The organism is Achromobacter xylosoxidans (genome assembly GCF_002192695.1).
Taxonomy (GTDB): Bacteria; Pseudomonadota; Gammaproteobacteria; order Burkholderiales; family Burkholderiaceae_B; genus Achromobacter; species Achromobacter xylosoxidans_C.
On sequence record NZ_MTLG01000125.1, the window covers coordinates 343,412 to 364,028 of the forward strand.

17 protein-coding genes are annotated in these 20,617 nt (G+C 68.8%); 11 read left to right on the forward strand and 6 right to left on the reverse strand.

Annotation, left to right across the window (positions count from 1 at the left end):
* Positions 1 to 12: 12 nt before the first annotated feature.
* The 3 genes from BRO63_RS33335 to BRO63_RS33345 form a co-directional block, all read right to left on the reverse strand.
* Positions 13 to 1,935, reverse strand: a complete 1,923-nt coding sequence (locus BRO63_RS33335; RefSeq protein ID WP_088143777.1) for a bifunctional metallophosphatase/5'-nucleotidase — start codon at positions 1,933 to 1,935, stop codon at positions 13 to 15.
* A 170-nt stretch (positions 1,936 to 2,105) separates the two neighbouring features.
* Positions 2,106 to 3,215 (reverse strand): S-(hydroxymethyl)glutathione dehydrogenase/class III alcohol dehydrogenase, encoded by a 1,110-nt coding sequence (locus BRO63_RS33340; RefSeq protein WP_059377025.1) that lies wholly within the window; start codon positions 3,213 to 3,215, stop codon positions 2,106 to 2,108.
* Between the two features lie 29 nt (positions 3,216 to 3,244).
* Positions 3,245 to 3,535 carry a metal-sensing transcriptional repressor gene (locus BRO63_RS33345; RefSeq protein WP_041652083.1) on the reverse strand — a complete coding sequence of 97 codons (291 nt, stop codon included), beginning with the start codon at positions 3,533 to 3,535 and terminating at the stop codon, positions 3,245 to 3,247.
* Positions 3,536 to 3,745: 210 nt separating this feature from the next.
* On the opposite strand from BRO63_RS33345, the gene hutC reads away from it, so the two are divergent.
* From hutC to BRO63_RS33380, 7 genes are all read left to right on the forward strand, one after another.
* On the forward strand, positions 3,746 to 4,489 hold the full coding sequence (hutC, locus tag BRO63_RS33350) for a histidine utilization repressor (RefSeq protein ID WP_179215277.1): 744 nt from the start codon (positions 3,746 to 3,748) through the stop codon (positions 4,487 to 4,489).
* On the forward strand, positions 4,486 to 5,088 hold the full coding sequence (locus BRO63_RS33355; protein WP_088143778.1) for a HutD/Ves family protein: 603 nt from the start codon (positions 4,486 to 4,488) through the stop codon (positions 5,086 to 5,088). Before hutC ends, BRO63_RS33355 begins: the two co-directional genes overlap by 4 nt.
* Before the next feature lie 200 nt (positions 5,089 to 5,288).
* On the forward strand, positions 5,289 to 6,968 hold the full coding sequence (gene hutU, locus BRO63_RS33360; RefSeq protein WP_088143779.1) for a urocanate hydratase: 1,680 nt from the start codon (positions 5,289 to 5,291) through the stop codon (positions 6,966 to 6,968).
* A 66-nt stretch (positions 6,969 to 7,034) separates the two neighbouring features.
* Complete coding sequence (locus BRO63_RS33365) at positions 7,035 to 8,453, forward strand: purine-cytosine permease family protein (RefSeq protein ID WP_088143780.1); 1,419 nt, start codon at positions 7,035 to 7,037, stop codon at positions 8,451 to 8,453.
* Positions 8,454 to 8,480: 27 nt separating this feature from the next.
* A complete protein-coding gene (gene hutH / locus BRO63_RS33370; protein ID WP_088143781.1) occupies positions 8,481 to 10,010 on the forward strand; it encodes a histidine ammonia-lyase in 1,530 nt (509 codons plus the stop codon).
* A gap of 26 nt (positions 10,011 to 10,036) precedes the next feature.
* Positions 10,037 to 11,254, forward strand: coding sequence for an imidazolonepropionase (hutI, locus tag BRO63_RS33375; protein ID WP_088143782.1), 1,218 nt, complete (start codon positions 10,037 to 10,039; stop codon positions 11,252 to 11,254).
* Positions 11,255 to 11,403: 149 nt separating this feature from the next.
* On the forward strand, positions 11,404 to 12,153 hold the full coding sequence (locus BRO63_RS33380; RefSeq protein WP_088143783.1) for a carbon-nitrogen hydrolase family protein: 750 nt from the start codon (positions 11,404 to 11,406) through the stop codon (positions 12,151 to 12,153).
* 7 nt (positions 12,154 to 12,160) lie between these two features.
* Here the strand turns inward: BRO63_RS33380 and BRO63_RS33385 are convergent, their stop codons facing one another.
* A complete protein-coding gene (locus tag BRO63_RS33385) occupies positions 12,161 to 13,570 on the reverse strand; it encodes an MFS transporter (protein ID WP_088143784.1) in 1,410 nt (469 codons plus the stop codon).
* A 182-nt stretch (positions 13,571 to 13,752) separates the two neighbouring features.
* Here BRO63_RS33385 and BRO63_RS33390 point away from each other — a divergent pair, with 182 nt between their 5' ends.
* Positions 13,753 to 14,730, forward strand: a complete 978-nt coding sequence (locus tag BRO63_RS33390) for a tripartite tricarboxylate transporter substrate-binding protein (RefSeq protein ID WP_088143785.1) — start codon at positions 13,753 to 13,755, stop codon at positions 14,728 to 14,730.
* 28 nt (positions 14,731 to 14,758) lie between these two features.
* On the opposite strand, the gene BRO63_RS33395 is transcribed toward BRO63_RS33390, so the two are convergent.
* Positions 14,759 to 15,709 (reverse strand): LysR family transcriptional regulator, encoded by a 951-nt coding sequence (locus BRO63_RS33395; protein ID WP_088143786.1) that lies wholly within the window; start codon positions 15,707 to 15,709, stop codon positions 14,759 to 14,761.
* A gap of 122 nt (positions 15,710 to 15,831) precedes the next feature.
* Here BRO63_RS33395 and BRO63_RS33400 point away from each other — a divergent pair, with 122 nt between their 5' ends.
* Genes BRO63_RS33400 through BRO63_RS33410 form a run of 3 tightly spaced genes read left to right on the forward strand, consistent with a single transcriptional unit; the run spans position 15,832 to position 18,796 of the window.
* Entirely contained in the window at positions 15,832 to 16,812 is a 981-nt protein-coding gene (locus tag BRO63_RS33400; protein WP_088143787.1) for a Bug family tripartite tricarboxylate transporter substrate binding protein, read from the forward strand.
* A 26-nt stretch (positions 16,813 to 16,838) separates the two neighbouring features.
* Complete coding sequence (locus BRO63_RS33405) at positions 16,839 to 18,032, forward strand: M20 aminoacylase family protein (RefSeq protein ID WP_088143788.1); 1,194 nt, start codon at positions 16,839 to 16,841, stop codon at positions 18,030 to 18,032.
* Positions 18,033 to 18,058: 26 nt separating this feature from the next.
* Positions 18,059 to 18,796, forward strand: a complete 738-nt coding sequence (locus BRO63_RS33410) for a phosphoribosyltransferase (RefSeq protein ID WP_088143789.1) — start codon at positions 18,059 to 18,061, stop codon at positions 18,794 to 18,796.
* A gap of 27 nt (positions 18,797 to 18,823) precedes the next feature.
* Here BRO63_RS33410 and BRO63_RS33415 read toward each other — a convergent pair whose 3' ends face one another.
* A complete protein-coding gene (locus BRO63_RS33415) occupies positions 18,824 to 20,515 on the reverse strand; it encodes an MFS transporter (RefSeq protein ID WP_088143790.1) in 1,692 nt (563 codons plus the stop codon).
* Between the last annotated feature and the right edge of the window lie 102 nt (positions 20,516 to 20,617).

Here is a 20,617-nt window from a genome sequence, read left to right on the forward strand (position 1 = left end):
AGACTGCTGCCGCTATTCGCTGTACGTCTTGGTGCTGTACAGGCTCACGGGCAGCAGGTTCAGCACCGGCAGGCCGCTGACCGGGTCCTTGGCCTGCTTGTCGATGTAGGCTTGCAGCACGTCGGCGTCCAGCACGCCGATGTCCTGCCGGCGCGAGGCAGGCACGTTGGCCAGGGTCTTGTAGCCGTCGCCGCCGGTGGCGTTGAAGCTCAGCACGAAGAGCTTGTAGCTGCGGCCCGCGTCCAGCGGCAGCCAGTTGCCGCTGGCCTGATCCCGCACTTCGATGTTGGACACGCGGCTGCCCTGGGCCTGGGCCGCATTCACGTCCCAGCGCAGGCCGCCGGCGTAGGGATACGGGCCGGTCGAGCCGCCCGCGCCATAGACCGCCTGCATGCCGTCTTCCAGCATGCTCTTGACCTCGGCGCCGGTCACGTCCAGGCGCCAGAGCATATTGCCGAAAGGCACCACCTCGATCACGTTGGCCGCCGTCACGTTGCCCAGGAGCGGCACGCGCACGCCGCCGCCGCTTTGCAGCGAGATGTCGGCGCCGCCATAGCTGGCGTTGGCCACGTCCAGGTAGGCCTGGGCCACCAGCTGCTGGATATCGCCGCCGCGCAGGCTGACGCTCCCCAGCGTATTGCAGGCCGCGCTGGAGCGGCTGTAGTCGCGCGAACCGGGGCCGCCCGGCACGCGCCGGGAGCATAGTTCCTGCGGCACCGAAGCGACCAGGCTGCGGCTGAACTGGTCGACCTTGGCCTTGAACGGCTGCAGCACGGCCGTGGCCTGCGCGTCCGGCGCCTGCATGCGCAGGAAGCCGCTGGCCTGGATGTCGGCCTGGATCGCCGCCTCGTCCGCAGCCGAAGGCGCGACGCCGGCCACCTTCAACGGGCCGTCCATCAGCACGTGCGGCGTGCCGGCGCAGGCGGTGACGTCGCCATTGGCGTCGAAGTTCACCTTCAGCTCACCCACCACTTGAGAGTATTCCCAGGCCTGCACCAGGCAGACGCGCTTGCCGTCCTTGTCCTGCAGCACGGTGGGGTAGGCGCCCGCGGGCGAGCCCACGCCATAGTCCGCCATGGCGGCGGGGCCCAGCAACGTGTGGGAATCGCCGCCCACCACCACGTCCACGCCGCTCAGCTGCGCGATCACCTGCTTGTCATAGCCGTAGCCGATGTGGCTCATCACCACGATCTTGTTCACGCCTTGGGCGCGCAGCGCGTCGATCTGCTGCTGCGCGGCGACGGTCTCGTCGGAGAACAAGGTGCCGGCGTCCGGGCTGGACGACTGCTGGGTCTTGGCGGCGATGGTCAGGCCGACCAGGCCGATATCCTGGCCGTCGCGCTTGAGGACCACGGCGGGCTTGACCATGCCGGGGGCGCGCGAGGGGTTCAGCGCCGAGCCGGCGGCGAACGTGACGTTGGCGCTCAGCACGGGCGTCTGGCAGGCGCCTGCGTGCAGCAGTTCGATGAAGCGTTTCAAGCCGCTGTCGCCCTTGTCGAACTCGTGGTTGCCCAGGGTCATGGCGTCGAAGCAGACGGTGTTCATCATGGCCGCGTCGGCCTCGCCTGGCTCGCCCGCGCGGTTGAAGTACAGCGTGCCGGTGGTGGCGTCGCCCGCATGCAGCTTGAGCACGTTGGCGGATTGCGCTGCCAGCGCGTTGATCGCGCCGGTCACTCGCGGGAAGCCGCCGGTGTCGGCGTTCACGGCGACGCGCGCGCCGGCGGCGTTCTTGAGCTTCAGGTCCTTCTTCTTGCTGTCCAGGTTGGAATGATGATCGTTGATGTGCAGGATCGTCAGTTCCATCGGCCGGCCGGGCGCCGGCTGTTCGGGCTGTTCGACGGGCTTGTCGTCATCGTCGTCGCCGCCGCCGCAGCCGGCCAGCAGCGCCAGCGCGCTCAGCATGGCCGCGCCCGCGTTCCTCTTCCACGTGTTCATTCGCGTGTACCCCTCTGTCATCGGAGGGCGAATGGTCGCGGGTCAAGATGACGCGGAAATGAATGACAGTGTTGTCATGTTGCGCGACGACATGTCGCATGCCTGTCATGAAAAAAACAACGGGCCCGGCGCATGCGGCGCCGGGCCCGTTGTTGCCGCAAGATGCGGGCTTAGTAGTGGATGACCGTGCGGATCGACTTGCCTTCATGCATCAGGTCGAAGGCTTCGTTGATGCGTTCCAGCGGCAGCGTGTGGGTCACGAACGGATCCAAGTCGATCTTGCCGCTCATGGCGTCTTCGACCATGCCCGGCAGCTGCGTGCGGCCCTTGACGCCGCCGAAGGCCGAACCGCGCCAGACGCGGCCGGTGACCAGCTGGAACGGACGCGTGCTGATTTCCTGGCCGGCGCCAGCCACGCCGATGATGATGCTTTCGCCCCAGCCCTTGTGGCAGCATTCCAGCGCGGCGCGCATCACGTGCACGTTGCCGATGCATTCGAACGAGAAGTCCACGCCGCCGTCGGTCATTTCGACGATCACGTCCTGGATCGGCTTGTCGTGGTCCTTGGGGTTGACGCAGTCAGTCGCGCCCATGGCGCTGGCCAGCACGAACTTGTTGGGGTTGGTGTCCACGGCGATGATGCGGCCGGCCTTGGCCTGCACCGCGCCCTGGATCACGGCCAGGCCGATGCCGCCCAGGCCGAACACGGCGACGGTGTCGCCTTCCTTGACCTTGGCGGTGTTGTGCACGGCGCCCAGGCCGGTGGTGACGCCGCAACCCAGCAGGCAGACCTTTTCGTGCGGAGCGGCCGGGTTGATCTTGGCCAGCGAGATTTCGTTGACCACGGTGTATTCGCTGAAGGTCGAGCAGCCCATGTAGTGGTAGAGCGGCTTGCCTTCGTAGCTGAAGCGCGAGGTGCCGTCGGGCATGACGCCCTTGCCCTGCGTGGCGCGCACCTTCTGGCACAGGTTGGTCTTGCCGGACAGGCAGAACTTGCATTCGCGGCATTCGGCCGTGTAGAGCGGAATGACGTGGTCGCCGGGCTTCAACGAGGTCACGCCCTCGCCGACTTCGACCACCACGCCCGCGCCTTCGTGGCCCAGCACGGCGGGGAACAGGCCTTCAGGGTCGTCGCCGCTGAGGGTGAAGGCGTCGGTGTGGCAGACGCCGGTGTGGGTGATCTTCACCAGCACCTCGCCGCGCTGCGGCGGCGCGACGTCGATTTCAACGATTTCCAGCGGCTTGCCGGGTCCGAATGCGACTGCTGCGCGTGATTTCATAGCTAGGGCTCCACGTATGTCAGATAGCGTTATTTCAAATAGGAACGGACCAGGCGCATCAAGAGATCGATCTCCGCCTCGGGTTCGATCGTGGCGTCCTGGCGGCCGCCCTGGGCGGATTGGAGGAAGGTTTCGCGCAGATGGCTTTCCAGCACCTCGGCCATGAGGCCGGTGGCGGCGCCGCGCAAGGCGGCCAGCTGCTGCAGCAGCGCGCCGCATTCCGTGCCCTCGTTCACGGCCCGCTCCAGCGCCAGCGCCTGGCCCTGGATGCGGCGCAAGCGAGTGACGACGCGTTTTTTCTCTTCCGGGGAGTGCGGCACGGCAGGCTCCGATAAATACAGGGGGGGAGTATAGGAAATCTGGCGGTTCCAGTCCACTACCGTACTCCGGGGCGGCGGGTGATGCCTAGGCGGGGCTTGAGTCGCAAACCGCAGTCGCGTTCGCGACGGCGGGCCCTGAAGCCATCTGTACCTGTCTATACTAGGCCCTGACCGTTATCGGCCGCCCAGCGCCGTTCTACAGGATTCCCCGTGGCCTCCAATCCTCCCAAACTGCCCATCCAGGCCAATGCGCCGCCCGCGCCGCTCTATGCGCAGGTCAAGCAGATGATCGCGCAGCAGATCCGCAGCGGCGCGTGGCCGGAACATTACCGGGTGCCTTCGGAAAGCGAACTGGTCGATGAGCTCGGCTTCAGCCGCATGACCATCAACCGCGCCCTGCGCGAATTGACGGCCGAGGGCCTGCTGGTGCGCATGCAGGGCGTGGGCACCTTCGTGGCCCAGCCCAAGGCGCGCTCGGCGCTGTTCGCCGTCAACAACATCGCCGACGAGATCGCGGCGCGCAACCATCGCCACCACAGCCGCGTGGTGCGCCTGGCCGAAGAGCCGGCGGGCGCCGAACAGGCGCTGGCGCTGGATATCCGCGCCGGGCAGCCGGTGTATCACTCGATCATCGTGCACTACGAAGACGACCTGCCGATCCAGCTGGAGGACCGCTACGTCAATGTCGGCCTGGCGCCGGACTACCTGAAGCAGGACTTCACGCAGAGCACTCCATACGAGTACCTGACGCGCGTCGCGCCGCTGAGCGAAGGCGAACACGTGGTCGAGGCCATCCTCGCCAAGCCGCGCGAATGCCAGCTGCTGCAGATCGAGCGCGACGAACCCTGTCTGCTGATCAGCCGGCGCACCTGGTCGGGCGACCGCGCCGTCACGCTGGCTCGTTTGATTCACCCTGGTTCCCGGCACCGCCTGGAAGGCAAGTTCACCTCATGAAGCACCCCGAAGTCCATCTGTACCGCGCCGCCGACTATCCGCGCATGCCCTGGCGCAATGGCGGCGGCACCACGCAGGAAGTCGCCTGCAATCCTGGCGGCAGCTCCACCGCGTTCGACTGGCGCCTGTCCATCGCCGACGTGGCCGAGGACGGCGGCTTTTCCGCGTTCACGGGCTACCAGCGCATCATCACTGTGCTGGAGGGCCCGGGCATCCAGCTGACCGTGGATGGCAGCGAGCAGGCGCCGCTGGCGCCGCGCCAGGCCTATGCCTTCTCGGGCGATGCCCGGGTGCAGTGCCGCCTGCTGGACGGACCGATACGCGACTTCAACCTCATCTACGCGCCGGCGCGCTGCCATGCCCGGCTGCAATGGGTGGCGGGCGCGGGGCCGTGGACCTTTCACAGCGCCGCGCGCCACGTGCTGGTACTGAACGCCGGCCACTCGCTGTCGATCCGCGTCAATGGCACGCCGCACGCGCTGCCCTCGCGCTATGACTGCCTTCATATCGAGTTGGCGGACGGCCTGGCCGAGTACCGCCTGGAGGGCGAAGCCGTGTTGGACGCCTGCGTGATCGAATTGCTGCCGCGGGCCGCCTGATTTCCCAGAGGCCGCCTTGCGCGGCCTTTTTTTCGGCCAATGCAAGGTCGGGGCGCCTGCCGTCCCGGCTTTCTCCATACGGGAAATCCCTAGCCCGGTATTGGTCTTATAAGCTTGTATATACAAGCATAGGCATCCTATGATTCAGACAAGCGCAGCGCCTGCGCAGGCGCGCAACCGAACCGATCAAGGAGAGCCTCTTGGACAACTCGAACCGATACCGCGACGTGGTCATCCGCGCGCCGCGCGGCACGCAACTGAACGCCAAGAGCTGGCTGACCGAAGCCCCCTTGCGCATGCTGATGAACAACCTGGACCCCGACGTGGCCGAGAACCCCAAGGAACTGGTGGTTTACGGCGGCATCGGCCGCGCCGCCCGCGACTGGGACTGCTATGACAAGATCGTCGAGTCGCTCAAGAACCTGAACGACGACGAAACCCTGCTGGTGCAGTCGGGCAAGCCGGTGGGGGTCTTCAAGACCCACGCCAACGCGCCGCGCGTGCTGATCGCCAATTCCAACCTGGTGCCGCATTGGGCCACCTGGGAACACTTCAACGAGCTGGACGCCAAGGGCCTGGCCATGTACGGCCAGATGACGGCCGGCAGCTGGATCTACATCGGCAGCCAGGGCATCGTGCAAGGCACGTACGAAACCTTTGTCGAGGCCGGCCGCCAGCACTACGGCGGCAACCTCAAGGGCCGCTGGGTGTTGACCGCGGGCCTGGGCGGCATGGGCGGCGCCCAGCCGCTGGCGGCCACGCTGGCTGGCGCCTGCTCGCTGAACATCGAATGCCAGCAGACCAGCATCGACTTCCGCCTGCGCACCCGCTATGTGGACGAGCAGGCCCGCGACCTGGACGATGCGCTGGCGCGCATTGCCAAATATACGCAGGAAGGCCGCGCCATCTCCATCGCCCTGTGCGGCAATGCCGCCGAGATCCTGCCGGAACTGGTGCGCCGCGGCGTTCGTCCCGACATGGTGACCGACCAGACCAGCGCGCATGACCCCCTGAACGGCTATCTGCCGCTGGGCTGGACCTGGCAGGACTACCGCGCGCGCGCCAAGCGCGAGCCGGCCGCCGTCATCAAGGCCGCCAAGCAATCGATGGCCGTGCATGTGCAGGCCATGCTGGCATTCCAGCGCCAGGGCATTCCCACCTTCGACTACGGCAACAACATCCGGCAGATGGCCAAGGAAGAAGGCGTGGCGGACGCGTTCGACTTCCCGGGATTCGTGCCCGCCTACATCCGGCCGCTGTTCTGCCGCGGCGTGGGGCCGTTCCGCTGGGCCGCGCTGTCGGGCGATCCGCAAGACATCTACAAGACCGACGCCAAGGTCAAGGAACTGATTCCCGACGACGCGCACCTGCACCGCTGGCTGGACATGGCGCGCGAGCGCATCAGCTTCCAGGGCCTGCCGGCGCGCATCTGCTGGGTCGGCCTGGGCCAGCGCGCCAAGCTAGGCCTGGCGTTCAATGAAATGGTCCGCACAGGCGAACTGTCGGCGCCCATCGTCATCGGCCGCGATCACCTGGATTCCGGCTCGGTCGCCAGCCCCAATCGTGAAACCGAAGCGATGCGCGACGGCTCGGACGCGGTGTCGGACTGGCCGCTGCTGAATGCGCTGCTGAACACCGCCAGCGGCGCCACCTGGGTGTCGCTGCACCATGGCGGCGGCGTGGGCATGGGCTTCTCGCAGCATGCCGGCATGGTCATCGTCTGCGACGGCACGGACGAGGCGGCCGAGCGCATCGCCCGCGTGCTGACCAACGATCCGGGCACGGGCGTCATGCGCCATGCCGACGCGGGCTACGCGGCCGCCATTGAATGCGCGCAGGAGCAGGGCCTGAATCTGCCCATGCTTGCGGGCAAGCGCTGATACCGCGCCGCCCATACCCGCGGGTCGCGGCCGCGCCCGTCCACACGCCATGACCGAGACTACGCAATGACTCAGGACATCCAGGCAGCAAGAGGGCCGCTCATCGAGCGGCGCTCGATCGATTTCATTCCCGAAGAAGAGCGCCACGGCAAGCTCTACAGCCAGTTCACGCTGTGGATGGGCGCCAATCTGCAGATCACCGCCATCATCACCGGGGCACTGGCCGTGGTGCTGGGCGGAGACGTTTTCTGGTCGCTGATCGGGCTGTTCGTCGGACAGGTCTTCGGCGGCGCGGTCATGGCGCTGCATGCGGCCCAGGGTCCCAAGCTCGGGCTGCCGCAGATGATTTCCAGCCGAGTGCAATTCGGCGTCTACGGCGCGGCCATCCCCATCGTGCTGGTCTGCCTGATGTACCTGGGATTCACGGCCACGGGCACGGTGCTGTCGGGGCAGGCCCTGGGCCAGCTGTTCGGCGTGAGCGACACGGCCGGCATCCTGATCTTCGCCGCGGTGATCGTCGGGGTGACGCTGTTCGGCTACCGCATGATCCACATCATCGGACGGATCGCGACCGTGCTGGGCATCATCGCCTTCTTCTATCTGTTCAGCCGCGTAATCGCACTGGGCGATGTGGGCCAGCTGCTGCAGATCCGCCACTTCACCTGGAGTTCCTTCCTGCTGGCGGTGTCGCTGGCGGCCTCGTGGCAGATCGCCTACGGTCCTTATGTGGCGGACTACTCGCGCTACCTGCCGAGCCGGACCTCGTCGTTCAAGACCTTTCTGGCGGTGGGCCTGGGCTCCGTGCTGGGCGCGCAGATCGCCATGGTGCTGGGCGTGTTGGCCGCAGCCATGGCGGCCGGCCAGTTCGCCGGGCGCGAGGTCGCCTACATCGTCGGGCTGGGCGGCACGGGAGCCATGGCCGCGCTGCTGTACTTCACCATCGCGTTCGGCAAGATCACGATCTCGGTGCTGAACTCCTACGGCAGCTTCATGTGCATCGCGACCATCGCCAGCGGCTTTCGCGGGCATGTGGAGATTTCCCGCCTGCAGCGCGCGCTGCTGGTGCTGGTGATCGTCGCGGCGGCCACGGCCGTGGCGCTGATCGGGCAGCACTCCTTCCTGAACGCGTTCAAGTCCTTCATCCTGTTCCTGCTGGCGTTCTTCGTGCCATGGAGCGCGGTCAACCTGGTCGACTACTACTTCGTGAGCCGTGGGCGCTACGACGTGCGGGCGCTGTCGGATCCGGACGGACGTTATGGCCGCTGGAACTGGCCGGGAATCCTCATCTACCTGTTCGGGGTGCTGGTGCAGATGCCCTTCATTTCGACCAAGCTCTACACTGGTCCGATGGTCGAACGCCTGGGTGGCGTGGATATCTCGTGGATCATCGGCCTGGTCGTGCCCAGCATCCTGTATTACTTTTTCGCGCGCCGGGACGCCGCGCCGCAACATCGCGGCGCCGCCCGCGCGACCCACACGCCATGACGCTGGAACGCGCCTAGGAGAAAAACAATGGAATTGCATTTGAAACCCGGCCGCGTGACCCTGGCGGACCTGCGGCGCGTCTACCAGCAGCCGGTGCGCGTGACGCTGGACCCGGCTGCCGCCGGGCCCATCGAGGCCAGCGTGGCCTGCGTCGAGCGCATCATCGCTGAAGGCCGCACGGCCTACGGCATCAACACCGGCTTCGGCCTGCTGGCCACCACCCGCATCGCCCGCGAGGACCTGGAGGCATTGCAGAGTTCGCTGGTGCTGTCGCATGCGGCCGGAGTGGGCGAGGCGCTGGACGATGCGATGGTGCGGCTGATCATGGTGCTGAAGATCAACAGCCTGGCGCGAGGCTATTCGGGCATCCGCCGCAAGGTGATCGATGCGCTGATCGCATTGGTGAACGCCGAGGTCTATCCGCATATACCGCTGAAGGGGTCGGTGGGCGCGTCGGGTGACCTTGCGCCGCTGGCGCACATGTCCCTGCTGCTGCTGGGCGAGAGCAAGGCGCGCCATCGCGGCGCCTGGCTGCCCGCGCGCGAAGCGCTGGCCCAGGCGGGGCTGGAACCTTTGACGCTGGCGGCCAAGGAAGGCCTGGCGCTCTTGAATGGCACGCAGGTCTCGACCGCCTATGCGCTGCGCGGCCTGTTCGAGGCCGAGGACCTGCTGGCGGCCGCGCTGGTCTGCGGCAGCCTCAGCGTGGAAGCGATGCTGGCTTCGCGCGCGCCGTTCGATGCCCGCATCCACGCCGCGCGCGGCCAGCCTGGCCAGATCGACGTGGCGGCCGTGTTCCGCGATCTGCTGACCGAGGATAGCGAGGTCGGGCATTCGCATGCCAACTGCGACAAGGTCCAGGATCCGTATTCACTGCGTTGCCAGCCGCAGGTCATGGGCGCCTGCCTGACGCAGATACGCCATGCGGCGCAGGTGCTGGAGATCGAATCCAACGCGGTGTCCGACAATCCGCTGGTGTTCGCCGAGCAGGGCGATGTGGTTTCGGGCGGCAACTTCCATGCCGAGCCGGTGGCCCTGGTGGCCGACAACCTGGCGCTGGCGCTGGCCGAGATCGGCGCGCTGTCGGAACGGCGCATCTCGCTGATGATGGACAAGCACATGTCGCAGCTGCCGCCGTTCCTGGTGAGCAACGGCGGCGTGAACTCGGGCTTCATGATCGCCCAGGTGACCGCGGCGGCGCTGGCCAGCGACAACAAGGCGCTGGCGCACCCGGCCAGCGTGGACAGCCTGCCTACGTCGGCCAACCAGGAGGACCACGTCTCCATGGCGCCGAATGCGGGCAAGCGGCTCTGGCCCATGGCCGAGAACGTGCGCGACATCCTCGCGATCGAGTGGCTGGGCGCCTGTCAGGGCCTGGATTTCCGCCAGGGCCTGAAGACCGCGCCCAAGCTGGAACGCGCCCGCAGCCTGCTGCGCCAGAAAGTGGCGCACTATGAGCGGGACCGCTTCTTTGCGCCCGACATCGAAGCCGCCAGCCAGCTCATCGCCGGCCAAGGTTTGACGGCGCTGGTGCCGGCAGGCCTGCTGCCCAGCCTTTGAAGCCGGCGCGCAACAGGAGCCAACGCATGAAACAGGTCTGGCGCCATTGCCACGCCGCCACCATGGCGCAGGGCAAGTATTCCGTGATTGAACGGGCCGCCATCGTGACGCGCGAGAACCGCATCGAGTGGATCGGCCCCGAGGCGCAACTGCCGCCGGCGGGGGGCGCGCGGGAGCACGACCTGGGCGGCGCCTGGGTCACGCCAGGGCTGATCGATTGCCACACCCACCTGGTGTTCGGCGGCAATCGCAGCCAGGAGTTCGAGCAGCGCCTGCAAGGCGTGGACTACGCCACCATCGCCGCGCAAGGCGGCGGCATCGCCAGCACCGTGCGCGCCACCCGCGCCGCCAGCGAGGACGAACTCTACGCCAGCGCGCGCAAGCGGGCCCAGCATCTGATGCGCGATGGCGTGACCACGCTGGAGGTGAAGTCCGGCTACGGGCTGGACCTGCCCAACGAGCGCAAGATGCTCAGAGTCGCGCGGCGCCTGGGCCAGACCCTGCCGCTGACCATCAGCGCGACCTGCCTGGCCGCGCATGCGCTGCCGCCCGAGTATGTCGGGCGCGCCGACGACTATATCGATGAAGTTGCGCGCCGCATGCTGCCGGTGCTGGCGGCCGAGGGCCTGATCGATGCGGTGGACGCGTTCTGCGAGCATCTGGCGTTCACGCCGGATCAGGTTGAACGGGTGTTCCAGGCCGCGCGCGAACTGGGGCTGCCCGTGAAACTGCATGCGGAGCAGTTGTCTTCGCTGCACGGCGCGACGCTGGCTGCGCGCTACGGCGCGTGGTCGGCGGACCACCTGGAATACCTGACCGAAAGCGATGTGCTGGCGATGGCGCAGGCCGGTACGGTGGCGGTGCTGCTGCCCGGGGCGTTCTACGCCCTGCGCGAGACCAAGCTGCCTCCCATTGACCTGTTGCGCCGCCATGGCGTGCCCATCGCCATCTCCAGCGACCTGAATCCCGGCACCTCGCCGGTGCTGTCGCTGCGGCTGATGCTGAGCATGGCCTGCACGCTGTTCCGGCTTACCCCCGAAGAGGCGTTGGCTGGTGCCACCACGCATGCGGCGCAAGCGTTGGGCCTGCAGGCCACGCATGGCACGCTGCAAGCGGGCAAGTACGCGGACTTCGTCGCCTGGGAGGTGCAGCATCCTGCCGAGCTGGCCTATTGGATAGGCGGCGACCTGCCCAAGCGCGTGGTGCGCCACGGCGAGCCGATAGACGCCGCGACGCAGGCCTGAGGCAGGCAGATCCGGACAGGATCGCGCCCGCAACGGACGGCTTGCGCCAGCCCGTGTCCGCAACCGTCACAGGCGGTCTACCATGCATGCATGACGCGTCCATCCCGGGGCGCGCGTTCAGATTGGATGTGGGTATGCGGATATGCATGATGGAAGGGCCGACTGACCTGGAGCCCAAGGGCGCGACCTGGGAAGGCATCGCCGAACGCATCGGCGAGCTGGCCCCGGATCTGCTGGTGACCAATGAAATGCCGTTCGGCCCCTGGGTGGCCGCGGATCCGCAGTACGACGCCGCCCGCGCGGCGGCGTCGGTGCGCATCCATGAGGCAGGGCTGGACGCGCTGGCGGCGCTGGGCGTGCCGGCCATCGTATCGTCGCGGCCGGTGCCTGCGGGCGCACGGCTGGCCAACGAGGCGTTCGCCCTGCAGGACGGCCGCTACACGCGGCTGCACCACAAGCAATACTTCCCGGAGGAACCCGGCTATTTCGAAGCGACCTGGTTCCATTCCGCCTTCGACGGCTTCGAGGTGTTCGAGGTGGGCGGCATACGCCTGGGCGTGCAACTGTGCACCGAGCTGATGTTCAACGAGCGCGCGCGCGCCTATGGCCGCGCGGGCGCGGAGTTGATCGTGGCGCCGCGCGCCAGCAGCGCGTCGACGCGCCGCTGGCTGACGGCGGGCGCCATGGCCGCGCTGGTGTCGGGCTGCTATGTGGTCAGCTCGAACCGCGCGGGGCGCACGGCGGCGGGACAGGTATTCGGCGGCACGGCGTTCGCGTTCCAGCCCGATGGCGAACCGCTGGCGCAATCCAGCGATACGGAATCGATCGTGGCGATCGAGGTGGATCCTGCCCGTGCGCGCGCGCAGCAGTCGCTATACCCGTGCTACGTCCGGGAATAGCGCGGCGCTAGCGCGCCGAGCCGGCCTGCGCCGGCTCGGTCGCGGCAAAGCGCAGCCGCGAAAAGCTGGCGGCGCAGGCCAGCGCGGCGCAGCCGCAACCCAGCCACAGCGCGGCGATGGCGCCGTGGCTGCTGGAAACATTGAAACAGGCGGCCACCAGGGCCGCGCCCGAGGACTGTCCCAAGAGCCGCACCGTTCCTATCATGCCGCTGGCGCCGCCGGCTCGCGAGGCCGGCGCCGACATCATGATGGCGCGCAGGTTGGGCGACTGGAAGAAGCCGAATCCGGCGCCGCAGATGGCCATGCGCCAGCAGATGTCCCAGACCGAGGGCGCGGCGGGCATCAGCGCCAGCAGGGCCAGGCCCAGCGCCAGCAGCGCCAGGCCCACGCCGCCCAGGGTGCCGGCCGCATAGCGGTCGGACAGCCGCCCGGCGATGGGCGCCATGATCGCCACCACCACCGCCCAGGGTGTGATGAGAAAGCCGGTCTGCACCTGGCTGTAGCCCAGCATGGTCTGAAGCATGAACGGCAGCGACACGAAAGCCAGCGCCTGGGCCGCGAAGGCGCAGACGGCGGTGGCGGCGGACAAGGCGAACAAGGGCCGGCGCAGCAGGTCCACCGCCAGGATGGGCGCGGGATGGCCCGCCTGCCGGCGCATCAGCAGCCACAGGCTGGCCGCGGCGACGCCCCATTCCAGCGCCACGCGCGGCAGGGGGGCGGCGTGCGCCAGTTCGTTCGCGCCCAGCACGAACAAGCCCAGCGTCAGGGCGCATAGCGCCGCCGCCAGCCCGTCGAAGCGATGCGGCGCGCGTGTGGTTTCGGGCAGCTTGCGCAGGCCCAGCGCGAACGCCAGCAGGCCGATGGGCACGTTGATCAGGAACAGCCAGTGCCAGGATCCCAGCAGCAGGATGGTCGAGGCCACGGTGGGCCCCGCCGCGAAGGCGATGCCCACCACCATGGCGTTCAGGCCCAGGCCGCGGCCCAGCAGGCGCGAGGGGTAGATGAAGCGCAGCAGGGCGCCGTTGACGCTCATGACGCCGGCCGCGCCCAGGCCCTGTAGCACGCGCGCCGTCACCAGCGTGGGCAAGGACGGCGCCAGGCCGCTGGCCAGCGAAGACAGGATGAAGATCGCCAGCCCCACGATGTAGACCCGCCGGTGGCCCAGGATCTCGCCCAGGGCGGCAGCCGGCAGCAGGCCCGCCACCATGGCCAGCTGATAGCCGCTGACGATCCAGATCGATCCCGCGTCGCTGGCCTGCAGGTCCCGCGCGATGGTGGGCAGCGCCGTGTTGGCGATGACGGTGTCCAGGCTGGCCATGCATAGCGCCAGCATGACGGCCAGGAGCGCGCCCGGGCGTTCGGCTGCCGGCAGGCCGACGCCGGCCGGATAGACGGTATGGCGGGAAAACGAGAGCATGTGCAGGACCGCTGGAGAGGGCATCCGGGCGAAGCGCCGGGGAGCCGCGATCACTGATTCTAGAACGTGTTAAGAAACGCGGCCCGCGGACCGCCAGGCGGGCCCGCTTTTCTTGCAGGGCGTTTCTCCTTATCCTGCCGCCTTGCGCGGAGCCGGTCCGCGTCCGCGAGGAGTCGTCGAACATGCGATCTGCCGTATCCCTGCCGCGCCGCAGGCTCTTGCCCGCGCTCGCGCTGGGCGCCCTGGGCGCCGCGGCGGCGGGGCGTCTGCGCGCCGTGCCGCTGACGCGCATCCTGGTCGGTTTTCCGCCGGGCGGCGGGGTGGACGTGATCGCGCGCCTGCTGGCGCGGCAGCTGGAGGCCGGCCTGGGCGAAGTGGTGCTGGTCGAGAACCGGCCCGGCGCGGGCGGCCTGCTGGCGGCGCAGGAGCTGCTGGCGGCGCGGCCGGACGGTCATACCTTGCTGCTCTCCAACGAACATACCCTGGCCATCGTGCCGCATATCGCGGCGGGAGCCGGCTATGCCTCGCCTGACGACTTCGCGGCCGTGGCGCAGGTGACGGACAAGACCGCCATCGCGTTGGCGGTGAAGGCGGATTCGCCTTGGCTGACGCTGCAGGATCTGCGCGGGCACGAGGGGCCGCTGTCCGTGGGCGTGCCGGCGCCCGGCAGCGTGCCGGAACTGGCCGTCGGGCTGCTGGGCGAGCGTTTCGGCGTGGCCGCCAGAGCGGTGTGCTACCGCGGCGGGGCGCCCTTGGTGATCGACCTGCAGGCGGGCTATCTGGAGCTGGGCCTGACGTCCCTGGCCGAATTGCTGGAGCCGGCGAACGCCGGGCGGCTGCGCCTGCTGGCCATATCGGGCCCCGGCCGCCATGCGGACCTGGCCGCCGTCCCCACCTTTGCCGAGCAAGGTTTCGCGGGATTGGAGCGGGGCGGCGTGGCCGGTCTGTTCGCGCCGCGCGGCGTGGCGCCGGCCCGCGTCGAGCGATTGCAGCGGCAGGTGGCGCGCGCGCTCGAATCGGAGGAGGTACGCGCGCAGTTGCGCCTGCAGGGCTCGCGCGTGAATTTTGGCGATGCCGCCACGCTGGCGCGCAACATGAGCGCCATCCATCAGGCCTGGGCGGAACGCGCCGAGGCGTGGCGGGAGCGAACGAGCGGCTGAGAGCAAGGCGCGGCCCGCGCCCAGCGCTCTAAGGCGTCCGGATGGCTGCGCGCTCGCGCAGCAGCGGAGCCAGTTCGGCGTGGCAGAGCCGCACCGCGGCGCGGGCCTGCTGTTCGGGGGCGCGCGCCATCAGGCAGATGCGGCGCGTGAGCTGAGGCCGCTGCAAGGGCACGATGGCCAGGCCGTCCTGGCGCTGTCCCTGCGTGTACAGGCGCGAGATCAGGCCCACGCGCAAGCCCGCGCGTACCAGGCTGTAGAGCGTGTCGGTGTAGTTCAGGGTGTCGGTCGCGGCCAGGTCCGAACCCAGCTGGCGCAGCGTGGCCACGATCATCTCGTAGGTGCTGCCGCGCGACAGCACGGCCAGCGGTTCGGCTTTCAGGTCCTGCCAGGTCACCGCCTGGCGCCGCGCCAGCCGGTGCGTGTCGGCCAGCACCGCCACCAGGTCGTCCTCGGCCACGAAGGCCGCGGCCACGCCGGGCGTGAGGCCGAAGTCCAGGCCCAGGCCGATGTCCAGTTCGCCATTGCCCAGCGCGGCCATCAGCTCGTCGTTGAGGTGGTCGCTGAGGATCAGCACGATTTCGGAATGGCGCAGGCGCCATTGCGCCACCACCGGCGCCAGCAGGTGCATGGTGGACGGAATGCAGCCGATGCGCACCGTGGCGGCCTGCGTGTCCAGCAGGCGCTGCAGGTCTTCGGCGCCCTGCGTGTAGCTGTTGAGCAGCCATTCGATCTGGGAGCGCGCGGCCTGTCCGGCGGCGGTCAGGCGCACGTGGTGGGTACTGCGCTCGAACAGGGCCACGCCCATCAGCGTCTCCAGCTCGCGGATGGCGGCGGACAGGGCTGGCTGGCTCAGCGCCAGAGCTTCGGCGGCGCGGCTGAAGCTGGCGTGACGGGCCACTTCCTTGAAACCGCGCAGCTGGCGCAGCGTGGGCTGGCGGGCGGGGGCGGCGTGGCCATCGGGGGCGGGGCGCTTGGTCATAGATTTGCCTGATGAATCTATAAAAATATAGCATTTCAGTTATCACCAGGATCTGGTTAGGATGGCGCCGTCGCCCTCCTCCGCGCCGCCAATTCCGCGCGCACCTCGATCCCGCTCCTGCCATGTTCAAACGCCTGTTCCTGTCCGTGTCCACGCTGGCGGCCGCGCTGTGCCTTGCCCCCGCGGCCGGCGCCGACACCTGGCCCGACGCCCGGCCCCTGACCCTGATCGTGCCGTTCAGTCCGGGCGGCAACGTCGACACCACGGCGCGCCTGGTGGCGCAGAAACTGTCGGACCGCCTCAAGCAGTCCGTCATCGTCGACAACGTGGCGGGCGCGGGCGGCGTGCTGGGCGTGGCCAAGGCCGTGCACGCCAAGCCGGACGGCTACACGCTGGTGATGGGCTTTGACGGCCCGATCAGCGTGGCCCGGCTGATCAACTCCGCCGTGAAGTACGACGCCGAAACGGACCTGACGCCGGTGGCCCTGGTGACCACCGCGCCCGTGGTGCTGCTGGCGCGTCCGGGCCTGCCGGCGCAGAACATGAACGAGCTGATCGCGCTGGCGCGCGAGAAACCCGACACGCTGACCTATGCCTCGTCCGGCGTGGGCACCGTGCTGCATCTGGCGATGGAGGTGATGCAGGACCAGGCAAAGGTCAAACTGGTGCACGTGCCCTACCGCGGCGGCGCACAGATCACCAACGATGTCATGGGCGGCCAGGTGGACCTGGGCCTGCTGGTGACCACCAGCGCCACGCCGCTGGTGCAGCAGAAGAAGCTGCACGCGCTGGGCGTGACCTCGGCCGCGCGCGTCGATACGCTGCCGCAGGTGCAGGCCTTCGGCGAGACGCCGGCGCTCAAGGGCTTTGAACTCAACACCTGGACCGGCGTGTTCGTGCCGGCAGGCACCGACCCCGCCGTGGTCGGGCGGCTGAACCAGGAGCTGAACGCGGTGCTGCAAATGGACGAGGTGAAAAAGCGCCTGGCCGAAGGCGGCGCCATCCCCGGACAGGGCTCGCCCGAGGATTTCGCCGCTTTCCTGAAGAAGGAAAAGGCCTTGTATGCGCACATCGTGAAGAGCGCCAACATCCAGCAGGAATAAGCCTGCCCCTTGCAGGAAGCCACGCCATGAACATACCCGCCCGCGGCCCCGTGCTGCCCGAGATCCAGGCCATCCAGGAAGAGATGGTGGCGCTGCGCCACCGCATCCACGCCAATCCCGAATTGGCGTATCAAGAGGTCGCCACGGCCGAGCTGGTGGCCGAAAGGCTGGCGGCCTGGGGCTACGAGGTGCATCGCGGCCTGGGCGTGACCGGCGTGGTGGGCACCTTGCGCCGGGGCAGCGGCGCGCGCCGGCTGGGCCTGCGCGCCGACATGGACGCCCTGCCCATCCATGAGACCACCGGCCTGCCCTATGCCAGCCAGAATCCCGGCAAGATGCACGCCTGCGGCCACGACGGCCATACGGCCACGCTGCTGGCGGCGGCCCGCGCGCTGGCCGAGCGCGGCCGCTTCGACGGCACCGTGCACCTGATCTTCCAGCCCGCCGAGGAAGGCCATGGCGGCGCGCAGAAGATGATTGCCGACGGCCTGTTCGAACACTTTCCGTGCGACGCGGTCTACAGCTTCCACAACGAGCCGGGCTACCCGGCCGGGCATTTCGGTTTCCGCTCGGGCGTGATGTACAGCTCGTCCGACACGGTGATCCTGACCGTCAGCGGCGTCGGCGGACATGGCGCCATGCCGCACGTGGCGGTGGACCCCATCGTGGCGGCGGCCAGCATCGTGCTGGCCTTGCAGACCATCGTCTCGCGCGAGATCGATCCCAACGACATGGCGGTGGTGACCATAGGCGCCATCCATGGCGGCGATGCGCCCAACGTGATTCCGAAGACCGTGGAGCTGCGCCTGACGGTGCGCGCGCGCCGGCCCGAGACGCGGGCGCTGCTGCGCGAGCGCATCACGGCGATCGCCAACGCGCAGGCCGCGGTGCACCGCGCCAGCGTCAATGTGGACTACCGCTGGCGTTATCCGCCGGTGGTCAATGACCGCGGCGCCACGCAGTTCGCGGCCGAGGTCGCGCGCGGCTGGCTGGGCGAACAGCTGTTGATCCCCGACCTGGAGCCGCTGCAGGCCAGCGACGATTTCGCCTTCATGCTGGAGGAAGTGCCTGGCAGCTACTTCATCGTCGGCAATGGCGAGGGCGAAGGCGGCTGCATGGTGCACAACCCCGACTACGATTTCAACGACGATATCCTGCCGGTCACGGCCAGCTACTGGGTGACGCTGGCGGAAGCCTATCTGGCCGCCGGCGCGCGCTGACCGGCCGCCGCTACTTTCCGCGACGCATGACTGCCTCACACGACCTGACTGCCGCCGGCGCGCCGGCCTTCGACGCCACCACCGACTATTGGCAGGAAATCGTCAGCGCCGACGCGTTGACCCTGCCGGTCCACCCGCCTTATTCCCGCGCCTATCCCGCGCGGCTGCCGGACGGCCGCTATCTGGTGCTGCCGCTGCGCGGCGTGCCGGGCGACCCTGACCGCTGCGTGGCCTCGCTGATCGCCAACCACGCCAGCCTGGAGGTGGTCGACGCCCTGGCCGGCTTCATGGCCGAACGCGCGCGCGCCTTTGGCGCCGAAGTGGTCGTGGGCCTGCCCACGCTGGGGCTGGCATTCGCGCCCATGGTGGCGCGCGGCTTGGGGTTCACGCGCTACGTGCCCTTCGGCTATTCGCGCAAGTACTGGTACGACGAACGCCTGGCCGTGCCGGTGCAGTCGTTGACCACGCCGGACGCCGGCAAGCTGCTGTACGTGGATCCGAATCTGGCGGGCAGCCTGGCGGGGCGGCGCGTGCTGGTGGTGGACGACGCCGTCAGCACCGGGCAGACGATGCTGTCCGCGCTGGAACTGCTGGCGCGCTGCGGCGCGGAAGTGGCGGGCATCGTCGTGGCCATGTGCCAGGGCGAGCGCTGGCGCGAGCGGCTGGTGGACGCGAACGGTATGCCGATACCGGTGGCCTGCGCGTTCGAGTCGCCGCGCATGCGCCGCACGGCCGCGGGCTGGGCGCCCGAGACGGCCGCCTGAGGCGCAGGCTTTCCCTGGCGCCGGGGACTACAGGGATTCCGGATCGCGGCGCAGCGAGAAGCCCTGCGCTTCGTTCATCGCCAGATAGCTGACATTGCGCGACACCACCGGCGGCTTGTCGCCGGCGTGCAGCGCGCGCACCTTGTCCAGCACCATTTTGTCCTCCAGCGTCATGCGGTCGATCATGCGCAGGTATTGCATCCAGCTTTCCACCAGGAAGACCTCGCGCCAGACGCCCTCGCGCTCCAGGTCGCGGAACAGCTGCCATTGCTGCGCGCCGTTGCGCAGCCGCATGAGGCGCAGCGGGTGCGCCGCGCCGATCAGCGCGGACAGCTTTTCCTTTTCGATCAGGTACTCCACGGCGACCAGCACCGCGCCGTGCTGCGTGTTGAAGCCGACCGCGGCCATCGCCGGCTCGGTGGCGTCCGCCCGCGCCAGCGACGTGGTGTCCAGATGTTCGGGCAGCCGCGAGCGGTACATCAGCGCGACGGTGATGCCCAGCATGATGCCGGCGGTGGCCAGGGCGCCGGAAACGCCCATGGTGCCGGCGAAATGGCCCCACATGAAGGAGCCCGCCGCCAGGCCGCCGAAGATGGCCGTCTGATACAGCGCCAGCGCGCGCGCCTTGACCCAGTCCGGCACCAGCATCTGGACGGTGGTGTTGTAGGTGGCCAGCACGCCGATCCAGCAGCTGCCGGACAGCAGCAGCGCGGGAAACGCCACCCACAGGGTGCCGGTCAGGCCCAGCGCCAGCAGGCATGCGGCCAGCAGGCCCGCGGCGGCGCTGATCAGGCCGCTCGCGCCCCATGCGGCCTGCACCCGGCGTACGACGACGCTGCCGAGGATGGCGCCCAGGCCCAGCGCGCCCAGCATGTAGCCGTACAGCAGGGCGCTGCCGCCTTCATGTTCGTGCGCCAACAGCGGCAGCAAGGCCCACAGCGCGCTGGCGGACAGGCCAAAGGCGAACGACCGCAGCATCACCATGCGGGTGACGGTGGAGTGCTGGGTGTAGCGCAGCGCCGCCACCACGCCTTCCAGGATGCCTTCGGGCGGCAGGCGGCGCAGCGGCAGGTCGCGCTTCCAGCGCCAGATCGCCCAGATCAGGCCGCCGTAGCAGAAGCAGTTCAGCAGGAACACCCAGGGCGCGCCCATGGCGCCCAGCAGCAGGCCGCCGATGGCCGGGCCGACGGCGCGCGCCACGTTGAAGTTGACGCTGTTCAGCAGCACCGCGCTGCCGACATGCGCGCGCGGCACCTGTTCGCCCACCGCGGCCTGCCAGGCCGGGGTGACGATGGCGCTGCCGATGGCGATGCAGAACACCGACGCGATCAGCGTGATCGGATGCAGCAGGCCGGCAAAGGCCAGGATGGTGATGAAGACGCCGCCCGCCAGCTCCAGCAGCATGCCGGTCAGCATGACCTTGCGGCGGTCGTAGTTGTCGGCCAGCACGCCGGTCAGGATGGACAGCGCCACCAGCGGGAAGGCGGCGGCCACCTGGATCATGGCGACCATCAGCGGGCTGCTTTGCTCGGTGGTGATGATCCAGGCGGCGGCGACGGATTGCGCCCAGGTCCCGAGGTTGGCGAACAGGTTGGCGATCCAGATGATGCGGAACGCCGGAAACGCGAAGGGGGACAGCGTGCTGACCTGCAGCACGGGGGCGGGGGCGGCGGGCGCGTCCGCGGGCAGATCGGTGTTGGCCGAAACGGGTTGCAGCATGGAGTTCTTCCGGCGCGCCGGGTAGGCGCTCCTGTCGGACGTGGTCTGGGTCGGGTAATGGTACGCCTAAGCCAGCGACCGATGGGAGCGCGCGCAGCACCC

Bases quoted from the DNA above. Each gene is read 5' to 3' on its own strand.
- BRO63_RS33335 (WP_088143777.1), bottom strand. From the start codon at position 1,935: ATGAACACGTGGAAGAGGAACGCGGGCGCGGCCATGCTGAGCGCGCTG.
- BRO63_RS33340 (WP_059377025.1), bottom strand. From the start codon at position 3,215: ATGAAATCACGCGCAGCAGTCGCATTCGGACCCGGCAAGCCGCTGGAA.
- BRO63_RS33355 (WP_088143778.1), top strand. From the start codon at position 4,486: ATGAAGCACCCCGAAGTCCATCTGTACCGCGCCGCCGACTATCCGCGC.
- BRO63_RS33365 (WP_088143780.1), top strand. From the start codon at position 7,035: ATGACTCAGGACATCCAGGCAGCAAGAGGGCCGCTCATCGAGCGGCGC.
- hutH (WP_088143781.1), top strand. From the start codon at position 8,481: ATGGAATTGCATTTGAAACCCGGCCGCGTGACCCTGGCGGACCTGCGG.
- hutI (WP_088143782.1), top strand. From the start codon at position 10,037: ATGAAACAGGTCTGGCGCCATTGCCACGCCGCCACCATGGCGCAGGGC.
- BRO63_RS33380 (WP_088143783.1), top strand. From the start codon at position 11,404: ATGGAAGGGCCGACTGACCTGGAGCCCAAGGGCGCGACCTGGGAAGGC.
- BRO63_RS33385 (WP_088143784.1), bottom strand. From the start codon at position 13,570: ATGCTCTCGTTTTCCCGCCATACCGTCTATCCGGCCGGCGTCGGCCTG.
- BRO63_RS33390 (WP_088143785.1), top strand. From the start codon at position 13,753: ATGCGATCTGCCGTATCCCTGCCGCGCCGCAGGCTCTTGCCCGCGCTC.
- BRO63_RS33395 (WP_088143786.1), bottom strand. From the start codon at position 15,709: ATGACCAAGCGCCCCGCCCCCGATGGCCACGCCGCCCCCGCCCGCCAG.
- BRO63_RS33400 (WP_088143787.1), top strand. From the start codon at position 15,832: ATGTTCAAACGCCTGTTCCTGTCCGTGTCCACGCTGGCGGCCGCGCTG.
- BRO63_RS33405 (WP_088143788.1), top strand. From the start codon at position 16,839: ATGAACATACCCGCCCGCGGCCCCGTGCTGCCCGAGATCCAGGCCATC.
- BRO63_RS33410 (WP_088143789.1), top strand. From the start codon at position 18,059: ATGACTGCCTCACACGACCTGACTGCCGCCGGCGCGCCGGCCTTCGAC.
- BRO63_RS33415 (WP_088143790.1), bottom strand. From the start codon at position 20,515: ATGCTGCAACCCGTTTCGGCCAACACCGATCTGCCCGCGGACGCGCCC.